The following is a 12,748-nucleotide window of genomic DNA, read 5'->3' on the forward strand; positions in this document are numbered from 1 at the left end:
GTGTCCTTACGCTCTCTGGCCCGGCATGATGACGCGCAGGATCAATTCATGCAGCGACGCACGTTCGGCGCGCGGCGCCTCGACGTCCTGACGCGGCATTTCCATAGGCGCCTCGGGCGGAGCCCAATGCGGCATTTCGACGGCCCGTGCTTCGGTCACGTCCAGTTCTTTCATCGGTTCAGCATTCATTCCTTCACCCATTGATAAGTCCAGGTTTCGGTAAGAGTACGTCCATAACCTTTGAGCCCCGCCTTAAGCTCCGCCACCGCCCCGTCCGGAGCTTCGACTTCAAGCACAAGGCGCCATGTCTCGGTTCCCGAGATCCGGCTCACAACCGCTTCGGCAATCTCGCCGTTCGCGGCACTCACTGAAGGTTCAACCTCGGCACCGGCAGGAAGTTCCCCCAAAGTGCCACCTTCGAAATCGATGACGAATTTCCGCCGACCGTTGTCCTCGTCGGTTCCGGAAATGCCGCCCTTGCCGACCCGTGTGCGCACCACGCGAGCCCGATCTACCGCACCGTCACCCTCGGGGGACATCCCCCAGTGCAGGCGATAGGCGAACTCCAGCGCATCGCCGGCCTTGGTTTCCGCCTTGGGGATCCAGAAGGCGACGATATTGTCGTTGCCTTCGAGGTCCGAGGGGATCTCGACCAGCCGCACCGAGCCTTCGCCCCAGTCTCCGATCGGCTCGACCAGCAGCGTCGGGCGCTTCTCGTAGTGCGCCTGCGCGTCGAGGTAATGCTCAAACTCGCGGTTGCGTTGCACCAGACCGAATTTCACCGGGCTGAGCGCCCCGAAGTAAGAACTGGCAAGGCGCGGCGGATTGTTGAGCGGGCGGAAGAAGGTCTCGCCGCCCTGCGTGGTCAGCACCAGCGCTTCGCTGTCGTGCACTGCCGGGCGGAAGTCGTCGAAATCGCCCATGTCGGGACCGCCGAACAGGAACATCGAGGTCAGCGGCGCGATGCCCAGCTGCTGGATGTCGTTGCGCAGGTAGAGGCGCGCGGTCACGTCGATGCGGGTGTCTTCGCCCGGACGCACCACGAAACGATAGGCGCCGGTCACCGAGGCGCTGCTCAGCGCGGCATAGATGGTGATATGCTCGGCACCGGGACCGGGACGCTCAAGCCAGAAGTTGTCGAAGCGCGGGAACTCTTCGACGCCCGACAGGCCGGTGTTGACCGCCAGACCCCGCGCGCTGAGCCCGTAGAGATTGTCCCGGCCAAGCGCCCGGAAATAGCTCGCCCCGAGAAAGGCGACGAGCTCGTCGAACGTGTCGGCGCGGTTGAGCGGGTTGTGCAGGCGGAACCCGGCAACGCCGGGCATTTCCGCGTCTGCGGGAATCTCGGTCTTCACATCGGAATAGTCGAAATCCGAGGTCGAGAAATGCATCTCTTTGGCATGACCATCGACCACCTCATGCAGGCGCACCGGCTGTTTGAACAGCCAGCCCAGATGGAAGGCCTGCAGCCGGAAGGTATCGTCGGGCAGATCGGCCCAACGCGCCTGATCCTTGTCAAAGCGGATGCGCTGATAGCCGTCGTAATCAAGCTCTGCGAGGAAGCCTTCGACCTGCTCGGGCTCTTTCTGCTCTTCCTGCGCGGCGCGGGCCATCTGCTCGGACAGAATGTCGAAGGAGAATGGAACGCCCTGCGCTTCGGGTGCATTGGTCTTTTGATCGCCCTCGCCTTCCGCAGCTTCCTGCGCGGCAAGTGGGCCAGCAGCGACGAGCGCAGGCATGGCGACAGATCCCGCCAGGCGGGTTAGGAATTGGCGTCTATTTTGACGCGCCACGGCTGCGCGTCCGGACACAACGGGACTCTGGTTCGGAAACTTCCGCAAATGTCTGCTCCAAGGGATAGTACTGGCCGGGAAAATGATATGGACTACGGGAAAGACAACACCCCGTATTCCAAGGGGTTCCCTGCAAAAGCGGGCTTTTGCTGCGCGGCAGCGAAACTTCGCCGAATCTCCGCTCATGCTGCGCTTTCACAGGCAACCCACCGGCGGATTGCCGCAAAGTTAAGCCTTTGGCAAGCGGAGTTTTGCCTGCAATTGTAGCGCTGCATGTAAAATAGGCGAAACAAGGACACAGGGCGCGTGATCGGCGAGTCGATCCGCCGCCTCGCCCAGTGGTCCACCCCCGATAATCACCGCCTCGGCTCCATCGTCGCAGGCGCACTGCACCGCGTAAAGTAATGCGGCGTCGAGCTTTTTCGGATCTGCCGAAAGCTCAGTGGGATCGCCATCCGCAAGATATGTCCCGAGGTATCGCGCATCGGGCGCGGCATTGTGCATCAAAGCGTCGATGCTTGTTTCCAAAGCAGGTGTGTGGGTCACCACCGCAAAGGCGCGTCCCCCTTGCGCCGCCGCGCGCGCCGCCGCCGCGCCGATGCCGATCACCGGAATGTCGAGCCGCGCGGCAAGTTCGTCCCGGCCCGGATCGCCAAAGGCCGAGACGATCACCCCCGCAAGCCCCTCGGGCAGCTCGGCAGCGGCCACAAGACGCCCTGCCTCGGCCAGGGAGGCGGGATTGGTGATCAGCGGCGGCCCGGCGGGCGCGGTCCAGCCGGTGACCCCCGGCAGCACCCGCCCCGCGATGGCGCACATGCTGCGGGTGGTGGCGGCGTTGCTGTTGGGGTTCATCAGCAGAACCCGCCATGCCAAACCGTCTGGCGCAGGCTGCTCAGTCAAGTTCCACCGTCGCCTCGATCTCGACCAGCGCATTGGCAGGCAGCGAGGCCACATTGACGGCGGTGCGCGCGTGGCGCCCGGCCTCGCCCCACAGGTCGATGAACAGCTGCGAGGCGCCGTTGACGATCAGCGGCCCGTCGCCATAGCCCGCCGGGGCCGCGACGAAACCGCCAAGCCGCACCACCGAGGTCACCCGGTCGAGCGATCCGGCCACGGCTTTGATCGAATAAAGCAGGTTGAGCGCGCACATGCGCGCCGCGTCCTGACCGGTCTTCACGTCGAACCCCTCCGGCACCGGGCCGAAGTATTTGGGTACGCCTTCCCACTCGCAGATCTGCCCCGAAAGGAACAACAGGTTGCCGCTGATCTTGCCGGGCAGGAACAGCGCCCGCGACGGCGCCGAGGGCGGCAGCGCCAGCCCCATCTCAGCCAGCCGGTCTTCGATCACGCTCATAGGGCTTTCCTTTTTCTCACGCGGTCACCGGGGCGGGATTTCTAGGGCCGGGGCTTTCGGCCATCAACCGGCAGGCCAGCGCCAGCAGCGAGAGATCCGACCCGCGCGGCCCGATCAGCGACAGCCCGTAGGGCGCACCGTCCACCGCGCCTGCGGGCATCACAACCTGCGGCAGGCCCGACAGGCCCGCGACGCAGAGCAGCCGCATCGCCCCGTGGCGATAGGCGTCAAACACCTCGGTCGGTGCGTTGAGCCGGAAGGGCGGCTCTGGCACCACGGGCGCAAGGATCACCCCGCCCGGCCCCAGCAGCGCCTCGAGATGCGCGGTAAAGGCGCGGCGGGTGGCCTCGGCGCCTGCGATCTCGGCCTCGGTCAGCGCCTCGGCAGCCTCGGCGCGCCCGTCGATCCCGCGCACCAGCGGCATGCCGCTTTGCCGGATGAAGGGCACCACCCATTTGCGCGCGTCGGCCCCCATGGTGCGCAGGAAGGCGGTATAAGCCGCCTCGACCCCTTCGGGATAGACGCTGACATCGCGCGCAGGCAGCCCGCCAACGCCCACCTCCCAGACCCCAAGAGCCTCGGGCTGCAGCTGGTCCAGCATGTCGACCGGGCGCAGGAAGTCGGGACTCTCGGGCAGCGCAGCGGTTTCGCCCTCCAACAGCACCGACATGGCCCGCAGCAGCGTCTCACCGTCGCGCGCGAAGACCCCGCAGGTGTCATAGCTCTCGGCCAGCGGCTGCACGTGCTGCAGCGAGATGCGGCCATGGGTCGGGCGGATGCCCCAGATGCCGCAAAAGCTGGCGGGCGCGCGCACCGAGCCGCCGGTGTCCGAGCCGATGGCGATATCTGCTAGCCCTGCCGCCACCGCCACCGCCGAGCCCGAAGACGAGCCACCGGGGATGCGGTCCGGCGCGGCGGGGTTCACCGGCGTGCCGAAATGCGCGTTCATCCCGTACATCGACCACGCCAGCTCGTCGGTATGGGTCTTGCCGACAAAGCGCGCGCCCGCGTCCAGCAGCTTCTGCGCGGCGGGGGCGGTGTGGGTATGGACCGGGCTCTGCGCCAGCCGGGTCGGACAGCCCGAGCCGGTGCGATAGCCCGCGACGTCAAAAATGTCCTTCACCGCCAGCGTCAGATCCGCCAGCGGGCCGCTTTCGGCGCTCGCCACCGGCACCGGCTCATAGGGCATGAAGCAGCGGAAAGGATCGTCCTTGATCGGCATGAGAGGGCCTTCACTCCGCCGCGATGGCGGGCTCTGCCTTCACGCAGGCCACCCGGCGGCGCGGGCTGGGCGTATAGACCGGCGGCAGCCCGGCGCGGCACTCGGGCATGGCATGCGGGCAGCGCGGCGCGAAAGAGCAGCTGTCGGGCTTGGTTTCCAGCGAGGGCGGTGCGCCGGGGATCGCGCTGAGCCGCGCGCCGCGCTCGACGTCATGCAGGTTCGCCGCCAAGAGCCCCTGCGTATAGGGGTGGCGCGCGTCCTTGATGATCTCGCGCGTGGTGCCCTCTTCGACGATCTGCCCGGCGTACATCACCGCGACACGCTCCGAGATTTCCACAGCCACGCCAATGTCATGGGTGACAAAGATCACCCCCATGCCGAACTCTTTCTGCAGCTCGCGCAGCAGCAGCAGGATCTGGATTTGCACCGTGGCATCAAGCGCCGTGGTCGGCTCGTCGGCCAGCAGCAGACGCGGACGGCAGGCCAGCGCGAGGGCGATCATCACCCGCTGGCGCATCCCGCCCGAAAGCTCGTGCGGGTAGTTGTGCAGCCGCCGGTTGGCCGAGGGAATGCGCACCCGGTCAAGCATGTCGAGCGCGGTGGACATGGCGTCGGCCTTGCTGACGCCCTTGTGGCGCATCACCGACTCGGCGATCTGGTGGCCGACGGTATAGACCGGATCCAGCGCCAGCGCCGGTTCCTGAAACACCATCGAGACCTCGCCGCCCCGGTACTTCTGCAGCTTCTTGCCCGACAGGCTCAGCACATCGGTGCCGTTGACATGCATCGAGCCTTCGATGTCCGTGCGCTTTGGCGGCAGAAGGCCCAGCAGCGCCTTCAGCGTCACCGATTTGCCCGAGCCCGACTTGCCCAGCAGCGCCAGCGTCTCGCCCTGCTCCATGCTCAGCGAGACGTTGTTGATCGCATTGACCGTGCGCTTGCCCTTGAAGCGGACGGTGAGGTTCTGGATGTCGAGAAGCTTGGTCATTTGCCCTCCTCCGGTTTCGGGGTGGTGCTTGGCGCGGTCCAGAAGACCTCGCGCTTTGGCTTGGCGCATTTTCCCGACAGGATCATTCCGGCACCCCCTGCCCGGCCTTGGGATGGCCCGAGGTGGCATCATGCAGGTGGCAGGCGGTCAGATGCTCGGCATTGGCGGCGATCGCCTGCAGCTTCGGCACCTTGGTCTTGCAGACCGCGCTGGCAAAGCGGCAGCGGGTGTGGAAGCGGCAGCCCTTGGGCGGGTCGATCGGGTTCGGCGGGTCGCCCGCCAGCGGCGGTTCCTGCGTGCGGTCGTCCGGGTCCATCGCCGGCATCGCCGAGAACAGCGAGCGCGTGTAGGGATGCGCCTGCTCGCGCCAGATGCTGTCGACCGGCGCGACCTCGACCACCTCGCCGAGATACATCACCAGAATACGGTCCGAGATGTAGCGCACCACGTTCAGGTCGTGGCTGATGAAGATGTAGGTCAGGCCGAACTCGCGGCGCAGGTCGGTCAGCAGGTTGAGCACCTGTGCCTCGACCGATTTGTCGAGCGCCGACACGGCCTCATCCAGCACCACCAGCCGCGGCGACATGGCGAGCGCGCGGGCGATGTTCACCCGCTGGCGCTGGCCGCCCGAAAGCTCGTGCGGGTAGCGGTGGGCAAAGCGGTCGGGATCGAGCCCGACGCGCGCCATCAGGCTGCGCGCCCGGCCATTGGGATCGTCGAGCCCCTGCACCTTGGCGCCGAAAGCCACCGAGTCCTCGATGGTCAGGCGCGGGTTGAGCGAGGCATAGCTGTCCTGAAAGACCATCTGCACGTCTTTGCGCAGGTCCTTCAGCGACAGCCGCTCGCCGAGCCCCTGCCCGTCGAAGATGATCTCGCCCTTGTCCTTCTCGATGAGGCCGATGAGCAGCCGCGCCGTAGTGGATTTGCCGCAGCCGGATTCGCCGACGATGCCCAGCGTCTCGCCCTTCTTCACCTCGAAGGAGACGCCGTCGACCGCCTGCACCACCGCCTGCGTGCGGCCAAGGATGCCGCCGCGGACGGGGAAGTGCTTTTGCAGGTCCTTCACGATGACCAGCGGCTGCGCCGGGCCGCCCTTGTCGCGGCTTGCCGGGGCGGCGGTTTTCGGTTTGATCGCCTGATCTTGGCTCGGTGACAGGTCAGTCGCGGACATTCATCGCGCTCCTCAGTCCGTCGCTCAGCAGGTTGAGGCAGAGCGAAGTGATAAAGATCATCACCCCCGGCAGCGCCGAGAGCCACGGGTTGATGTAGATGGCCGAGCGCAGCGTGTTCAGCATCAGGCCCCACTCGGGCTCGGGCGGGCGCACGCCGATGCCGAGGAACGACAGGCCCGCGGCAAGGATCATGCACACCGAGGTGAGCGAAGTGGCGTAGACGAAGATCGGCGAGAGCACATTGCCGATGACGTGCACGCGGATCACCGTCCACGCATTCGCCCCGGTGGCCCGCGCGGCGTCGATATAGTCGAGCGCGCGCACGCCCGAGGTCACCGCCTCGGCGACGCGGGTGATCGGCGGGATGAAGACGATGGTCAGCGACACGAGCGAGTTGACGATCCCCGCCCCCAGCGCGCCCGAGATGGCGATCGCCAGCAGAACCGAAGGGAAGGCAAAGAAGACGTCGACGATGCGCATGATGATGGTGTTGGTCATGCCGCCGACGTAGCCCGCGACGATGCCGAGCGCCGAGCCGATGAAGAAGGCGAAGACCACCGGCATCAGCCCGATGAACAGCGTCAGCCGCCCGCCGTAGATCAGCCGCGCCAGCATGTCCCGCCCCTGCTCGTCGGTGCCGAGGAGATGCCCCTCGGTGCCCAGCGGCTTGAGGCGCGCGATCATCGAGCCTTTGTAGGGATCGGCGAGCCCCAGATAGGGCGCGAAGATCGCCGAGAGGATCAGCAGCAGCACGACCGCGAAACAGATCATCGAGACCGGATCGCGCACCACGCGCGCGCCCACGCCGGACCAGTAGCCCTGCGGTTTCTCGGTCTTGGCGCCCTGCATGTTTTCGGTTTCCGCAAGCGCCATGGGTCAGGTCCTCTTGATGCGGGGGTCGATGGCGGCCTGCGCCACGTCGACGATGAGGTTCATCGCCACGAAGAACAGGGCGAGGATGAGGATCGTGCCCTGCAGCAGCGGCAGGTCGCGCTGGAAGATGGCGTTGGACAGCAGAAAGCCCGAGCCCGGCCAGTTGAACACGGTCTCGATCAGGATCGAGCCGCCGAGCAGGTAGCCCAGCTGCAGGCCCATGACCGACAGCGCCGTGGCGGCGGCGTTGCGCGCCACATGGCGCAGCACGTCACCGCGGCTCATGCCCTTAGCGTAGAGCGCCTGCACGAAGTCTTGGGTGAGGATGTCTCCGGCCAGCGCGCGCACGGTGCGCGCAACGATGCCGATGGGCACCACGGCCAGCGTCACGGCAGGCAGGATCAGGTGGCGGATGTGCAGCCAGTCCCAGCTCCAGCTCTGCGAGCCGCCCGGCCCCGCGCCCATCGAGGGCAGCCAACCGAGGTTCACCGAAAAGATGATGACCAGCACGATGCCGAGCCAGTAGTTGGGCACCGACACGCCGGTGATCGACACCGCGGTGACCGCGCGATCCAGCAGCGTGTCGCGGAAATAGCCGGCAAGGAAGCCGAGGAAGATGCCGATCGGAAAGGCGATGACGGCGGCGCTGACGGCCAGCAGCAGCGAGTTCTGCACCGCGCCGAACACCTCGTCGGCGACCGGACGGCCGGTGGCGATGGATTTGCCCATGTCGCCTTGCATCAGGTTGCCGACCCAGATCGCGTATTGGATGGGAAGCGGCTTATCGAGGCCGTAGGCGGCGCGCATGGCGGCCTGCTCTTCGGCGGTGGCATCGATGGGCATGATTGCGGTCAACGGATCGCCCGGAGCGATCTGGACCAGCAAGAAGCAGATGACCGACACCCCGAATGCCACGGGCAGCACGAGGATGAGGCGGCGGAGAAAATAGCTGAGCACGGGTGGATCCCTGGCTTGAAGTGGACCCCCGCCGCAGCGCCTGCGGCGGGGGCGAAACCCTTTCGGGCCTTACTCTTCGATGGTGATCGACGAGAAGTTCTGGTACCAGTTCTGCGCCTGCACGAAGCCCTTCACCTTGGGCGCCATGGCGCGCGGTGCGACGTCGTGGGTGACCATGAGGAACAGCGCGTCATCGACGTATTTCTCATGTGTCTTGCGCATCACAGCGTCCTGCGCTTCGGGATCGAAGGTGTTCTTGATCTCCGAGAACAGCGCCTGCATCTCCGGATCGCTGTAGTGGCCCCAGTTGGTGCCGTTGGGCGCGATCAGGTTCTCGTCGAGGTGACGGATGAGGCCGGTGAACGGATCCTGCAGGAAGTAGGTGAAGTTCACCGACATCGCGCCATCAACCGACGGATCGGCCGCGCCGGCGCGCCACAGGTTGATCATCTGGTTCCACTCGACCACCGAGAATTCGACGTCGATCCAGATCTCGGCGAGGCTCTGCTGAACATATTCGTTCATCGGCAGCGGCAGCATCTGGCCCGAACCCGACGGCGAGATCAGCGCCTTGACGGCGAGGTGGTTGTCGGGGCCGTAGCCGGCCTCTTCCATCAGCGCCTTGGCCGCGTCGAGGTCGTAGGAGATGTCGAACGACGGCTCACCGAACCACTGCGAGCTGGGCGGCAGGAAGCCCTTCGCGGGGACCATCAGGCCACCCAGAAGCGGTGCCATGCCCTCGCGGTCGATTGCGAGGTTGGCCGCCTTGCGCACGCGGATGTCATTCCACGGCGAGCCTTCCAGACGCGACAGGTGCCACGTCCAGTTGTGCGGATAGGCGTTCGAGGAGATGACAAAGCCATTGCCTTCCATCGCCGGGATGGTGTCGGGCGCCGGAGCTTCGATCCAGTCGACCTGACCGGACAGCAGCGCGGCGGAACGGGCGTTGGGCTCGGGCAGCGGGATCAGCACCATCTTGTCGAGCTGGGGAACGCGGCTGTCGTCCCAGTAGTCGGCGAAGGGCACCAGTTCGGCGCGCTCACGCGGTACGAAGGTTTCGAGCTTCCACGGGCCGGTGCCCGACGGGCTGCCTGCGACCTTCTCCCAGTCCTTGTCCATGGCTTCCCAGTTCGCCTTCGACGACATGAGGATCCAGGTCATCTGGTAGGGCAGCGTGGCGTCGGGCTCTTTCGTGGTGATCTCGAGCGTGTAGTCGTCGATCGCCTCGTAGGAAGCTACGGCGGGGATGCGCGACTTGCCCTGCGCCGACTGGCGCGGGTCGTATTGCTCGGAGCTTTCGTCGAGGATCTTGTCGAGGTTCCACACCACATCGGCGGCGGTGAACGGCGCGCCGTCGTGGAAGGTGACGCCTTCGCGCAGCTTGAAGGTCCATTTGGTCTTGTCTTCCTCGTCCACCGACCACTCGGTGGCGAGACCGGGGATCAGGACCGAGGGTTTGTCGGCGCTGGTGAGATCCCATTCGATCAGCGAGTCATAGACGGTGTAGCCCATGAAACGCATCCCCTCGCCGCCCTGGTCGGTCTGACCGGTGGTGAGAGGAATGTCGGCTGCGGTCATGCCGATCCGCAAAGTGCCTTGCGCCATTGCGGCGCTGGCCATGGTGGCCGCGACGGCGAGCGCCGCAATGCCTGCTTTCAGACGAAGCATAAGAACCTCCGAAATATCCCTGTTGAATGGCCCGGCCTCATGCGTGTGCCGGATGCGTGATCAGCTTGACGTGGGCGCAGAGCGAAGGGCAGACAGGCGAGGGCACTGAGAAAGTATCTTTTTGGCATTCCATCTGGATCGCTCAAAAATCAGACGAAAAATTCACGTGCGCTCACAAAACCGGCAGAGAAAAGTCATTTTTGTACAAACAAAACCGGGGAATACACACGTATCAGGAGCGTTGCCGATTGGCCTCACGCTGAAGTAGAAAAAAGCAAGTTGCGCTCGCGTAAGCTATAGAAATGCGTGATTTCCCGCGCACTATCGGCTTTGACGAGCGCAGAAGCTGAAACATGCCGCAATTTGATCGAGCAGTTATGGATAGACGCAATTTTCTCGCAGGGCTCACCGCTATGACCTGCAGCGCCGCCCCGGCAGCGACCGCCAAATCCAGTTCCGAGCAATGCTGGCGGCTGTGGCGCGCGCGCTTCATGCAGCCCGACGGGCGGGTGATCGACGATCTGCAGGGCGGCACGAGCCATTCCGAAGGTCAGGGCTATGCCTTGCTTTTGGCGCAGGCCAATGGCGACGCACGCAGTTTCCGGCATATTGAAGAGTGGACGGCGCATAATCTCGCGATCCGCGAAGACCGGCTCATGGCGTGGCAATGGATTCCCCGCCGCCGCGACAATATCAAAGATTGGCACAATGCCACCGACGGCGATCTCTTCCGCGCTTGGGCGCTGCTGCGAGCGGCGCGCGACAGCGGCTGGCATGAATATTACGACACTGCCATGGCCATCACCCGCGACATCGCCCGACTGTGCCTCGCGCCCGACCCGCGCGCGCCGCAAGAGCTTATCCTAAAGCCCGGCGCCGAGGCACGCATGGCCCCTGACCGGGTGCTCTTTAACCCGTCCTACATCATGCCCCGCGCGCTGCGCGAGCTTGGCGAGGCTGCCGGAGAGCCCAAGCTGATCCGCGCCGCCGACCATGGCGAGACACTGCTCGCCGAACTGGCGCGCGAGCCGGTGCTGCCGGATTGGATCGATATTACCGAGACCGGCTTTGACGCGCCGCAGGAACATGAGCTGCGCTCGAGCTATGACGCCATTCGCATCCCGCTTTACCTCACCTGGTCGGGCCGCACCGCGCATCCCGCCGTCGCCTCGGCGCTCGCAGGTTTCGACGCCGCAGGCCCCGGCGGCAAGGTCGCGGTCGCGCTTGGACCCGCAGGTAAGGTGCGCGCGGTCTCCGACAGCGCGGGCTATCGCGCCATCGCCGCGCTGGCCCGCTGCGCGCCCCTGCCCCCGGCGACGCGTCAGGATTCCGCGCAGACCTACTACCCAGCCACCCTGCAGCTTTTGGCAAATGTGGCCATCCGAGAGCGCGGAAGCTGCTGAGGGCCCAGTTCCGGCCTTAATCGTTACGAAAAGTTTACCGAGGGGCCTCCCCACGTAAACTTTTGTCGGCCAATGGCTTGAACTCCCGCTGCGTCGCGCAGAAACTCCCCGAAAACGGGCAAACCACCGCGAGCAGCACATGAAATATACCCGCCTCATCATCGGCATCGCCGCGATCCTTGCCACGCTGTGGGTGATCGTCGGCGAACAGATGACCGCCGCCAGCGCCAACGCCACTGTCAACGCGCCAGTGGTAACGCTGCGTGCGCCCGTCGCAGGCACGCTGGAAATGCAGGGCCATGCGCTTGGCGCGCGGCTTGCGCAGAACGAGCTTTTGGCCACGGTCAACGATCCGCTCGCCGATTCCGTCCGGCTGTATGATCTGCAACTGGAGGCCGACAGCGCCGGCGCCACCTTTGCCCGCCTCGAGGACGACATCGAGCAGAAGAAGAAGGCGCGCGCCGACCTCAAAGCCCGCGCCGAACGCTTTCACACCGCCCGCATCGAAGAGATCGAAGCACGGTTGAAAGAGGCGCGCGAGCGCGTTGCATTGCTCGAGACATCGGACGAAAGCACCGGCAGCGCCGCCGCCTCGCTGGCCGATGGCGTGACCGTCGAAGACAGCCGCCGCCCCGGCGAGCCGGTGACCCGCGCGCTGGCGCTTTCGCATGCCCGCGAGCGCGTCGAGACGCTGGAGATCGAACTCGCCACCGCGCGCGAGGGGGTCTATCTGGGCGACGGCTACAACGACGCGCCCTATGCCGGACAGCGCATGGCGCAGATCGACGACGAACTTGCAAGCCTGAGCACCGCGCTTACCGAAGCCGAGGCGCACCGCACCGCGATCGAGCGCCGCATGACCCGCGCCCGCCAGCGCCTTGGCCGACAGTCGCGCGCCGAACTGCGCACCCCCGCCGAGGGCATGCTGTTCTGGGAGACGCTGCAGGCCGATGCCGTGACCGTGCAGCGCGGCGATCCAATTCTGCGCCTCGTCGATTGCAGCCGCAGCATGATCACCCTTTCGGTGACCGAGCGCACGTTCAACACCTTGCGCGTCGGGCAGGACGCCAGCTTCCGCTTCACCGGACAGTCGCATCTCTATCCCGCCACGGTCGGCCGCCTTGCAGGCAGCGGCGCGCGCACGATCTACGCCAACCTCGCCGTCGCGCCGAGCGCCAAGCACCTCGAACGCTATGACGTGACGCTGCTGGTGCCCTCGCTCAACGCCGACCCCGAGATCGGCTGCGCCGTGGGCCGCACCGGCCGGGCCTTCTTTGACGGGCGTCCGCTGGACATCTTCCGCGGCTGGTTCGACTGA

The 12,748-nt window shown here is 65.7% G+C and carries 12 protein-coding genes; 2 read left to right on the forward strand and 10 right to left on the reverse strand.

The features are described 5' to 3' along the window. Positions 1 to 6 precede the first annotated feature (6 nt). From ACXAD2_RS20915 to ACXAD2_RS20960, 10 genes are all read right to left on the reverse strand, one after another. Positions 7 to 174 (reverse strand): hypothetical protein, encoded by a 168-nt coding sequence (locus ACXAD2_RS20915; RefSeq protein WP_475174172.1) that lies wholly within the window; start codon positions 172 to 174, stop codon positions 7 to 9. Positions 175 to 185: 11 nt separating this feature from the next. Then, positions 186 to 1,739: an OpgD/OpgG family glucan biosynthesis protein gene (locus ACXAD2_RS20920; RefSeq protein WP_475174176.1), complete on the reverse strand. Its 1,554-nt coding sequence runs from the start codon at positions 1,737 to 1,739 to the stop codon at positions 186 to 188. Positions 1,740 to 2,021: 282 nt separating this feature from the next. Further along, complete coding sequence (locus tag ACXAD2_RS20925) at positions 2,022 to 2,645, reverse strand: aspartate/glutamate racemase family protein (RefSeq protein ID WP_475174179.1); 624 nt, start codon at positions 2,643 to 2,645, stop codon at positions 2,022 to 2,024. Positions 2,646 to 2,685: 40 nt separating this feature from the next. Further along, entirely contained in the window at positions 2,686 to 3,147 is a 462-nt protein-coding gene (locus tag ACXAD2_RS20930; protein ID WP_066101172.1) for a RidA family protein, read from the reverse strand. A gap of 16 nt (positions 3,148 to 3,163) precedes the next feature. Further along, complete coding sequence (locus ACXAD2_RS20935; protein ID WP_475174182.1) at positions 3,164 to 4,369, reverse strand: amidase; 1,206 nt, start codon at positions 4,367 to 4,369, stop codon at positions 3,164 to 3,166. A 10-nt stretch (positions 4,370 to 4,379) separates the two neighbouring features. Beyond that, entirely contained in the window at positions 4,380 to 5,357 is a 978-nt protein-coding gene (locus ACXAD2_RS20940; protein ID WP_475174185.1) for an ABC transporter ATP-binding protein, read from the reverse strand. Between the two features lie 82 nt (positions 5,358 to 5,439). After that, positions 5,440 to 6,528: an ABC transporter ATP-binding protein gene (locus tag ACXAD2_RS20945; protein ID WP_164178960.1), complete on the reverse strand. Its 1,089-nt coding sequence runs from the start codon at positions 6,526 to 6,528 to the stop codon at positions 5,440 to 5,442. Continuing rightward, positions 6,515 to 7,402 (reverse strand): ABC transporter permease, encoded by an 888-nt coding sequence (locus tag ACXAD2_RS20950; protein ID WP_066101180.1) that lies wholly within the window; start codon positions 7,400 to 7,402, stop codon positions 6,515 to 6,517. The genes ACXAD2_RS20945 and ACXAD2_RS20950 overlap by 14 nt, the downstream gene beginning before the upstream one ends. Before the next feature lie 3 nt (positions 7,403 to 7,405). Next, positions 7,406 to 8,359 carry an ABC transporter permease gene (locus ACXAD2_RS20955; RefSeq protein WP_066101183.1) on the reverse strand — a complete coding sequence of 318 codons (954 nt, stop codon included), beginning with the start codon at positions 8,357 to 8,359 and terminating at the stop codon, positions 7,406 to 7,408. Between the two features lie 69 nt (positions 8,360 to 8,428). After that, complete coding sequence (locus ACXAD2_RS20960) at positions 8,429 to 10,027, reverse strand: ABC transporter substrate-binding protein (RefSeq protein ID WP_475174189.1); 1,599 nt, start codon at positions 10,025 to 10,027, stop codon at positions 8,429 to 8,431. Positions 10,028 to 10,404: 377 nt separating this feature from the next. On the opposite strand from ACXAD2_RS20960, the gene ACXAD2_RS20965 reads away from it, so the two are divergent. Together ACXAD2_RS20965 and ACXAD2_RS20970 are read left to right on the forward strand one after the other, a co-directional pair. Further along, positions 10,405 to 11,430: a family 8 glycosyl hydrolase gene (locus tag ACXAD2_RS20965; protein ID WP_475174195.1), complete on the forward strand. Its 1,026-nt coding sequence runs from the start codon at positions 10,405 to 10,407 to the stop codon at positions 11,428 to 11,430. 139 nt (positions 11,431 to 11,569) lie between these two features. Beyond that, a complete protein-coding gene (locus tag ACXAD2_RS20970) occupies positions 11,570 to 12,748 on the forward strand; it encodes an HlyD family secretion protein (RefSeq protein ID WP_475174197.1) in 1,179 nt (392 codons plus the stop codon).

Source organism: Salipiger sp. ABN3_019, from assembly GCF_056158605.1.

Bases quoted from the DNA above. Each gene is read 5' to 3' on its own strand.
- ACXAD2_RS20965 (WP_475174195.1), top strand. From the start codon at position 10,405: ATGGATAGACGCAATTTTCTCGCAGGGCTCACCGCTATGACCTGCAGC.
- ACXAD2_RS20925 (WP_475174179.1), bottom strand. From the start codon at position 2,645: ATGAACCCCAACAGCAACGCCGCCACCACCCGCAGCATGTGCGCCATC.
- ACXAD2_RS20960 (WP_475174189.1), bottom strand. From the start codon at position 10,027: ATGCTTCGTCTGAAAGCAGGCATTGCGGCGCTCGCCGTCGCGGCCACC.
- ACXAD2_RS20950 (WP_066101180.1), bottom strand. From the start codon at position 7,402: ATGGCGCTTGCGGAAACCGAAAACATGCAGGGCGCCAAGACCGAGAAA.
- ACXAD2_RS20930 (WP_066101172.1), bottom strand. From the start codon at position 3,147: ATGAGCGTGATCGAAGACCGGCTGGCTGAGATGGGGCTGGCGCTGCCG.
- ACXAD2_RS20945 (WP_164178960.1), bottom strand. From the start codon at position 6,528: ATGTCCGCGACTGACCTGTCACCGAGCCAAGATCAGGCGATCAAACCG.
- ACXAD2_RS20935 (WP_475174182.1), bottom strand. From the start codon at position 4,369: ATGCCGATCAAGGACGATCCTTTCCGCTGCTTCATGCCCTATGAGCCG.
- ACXAD2_RS20920 (WP_475174176.1), bottom strand. From the start codon at position 1,739: ATGCCTGCGCTCGTCGCTGCTGGCCCACTTGCCGCGCAGGAAGCTGCG.
- ACXAD2_RS20940 (WP_475174185.1), bottom strand. From the start codon at position 5,357: ATGACCAAGCTTCTCGACATCCAGAACCTCACCGTCCGCTTCAAGGGC.
- ACXAD2_RS20915 (WP_475174172.1), bottom strand. From the start codon at position 174: ATGAAAGAACTGGACGTGACCGAAGCACGGGCCGTCGAAATGCCGCAT.
- ACXAD2_RS20970 (WP_475174197.1), top strand. From the start codon at position 11,570: ATGAAATATACCCGCCTCATCATCGGCATCGCCGCGATCCTTGCCACG.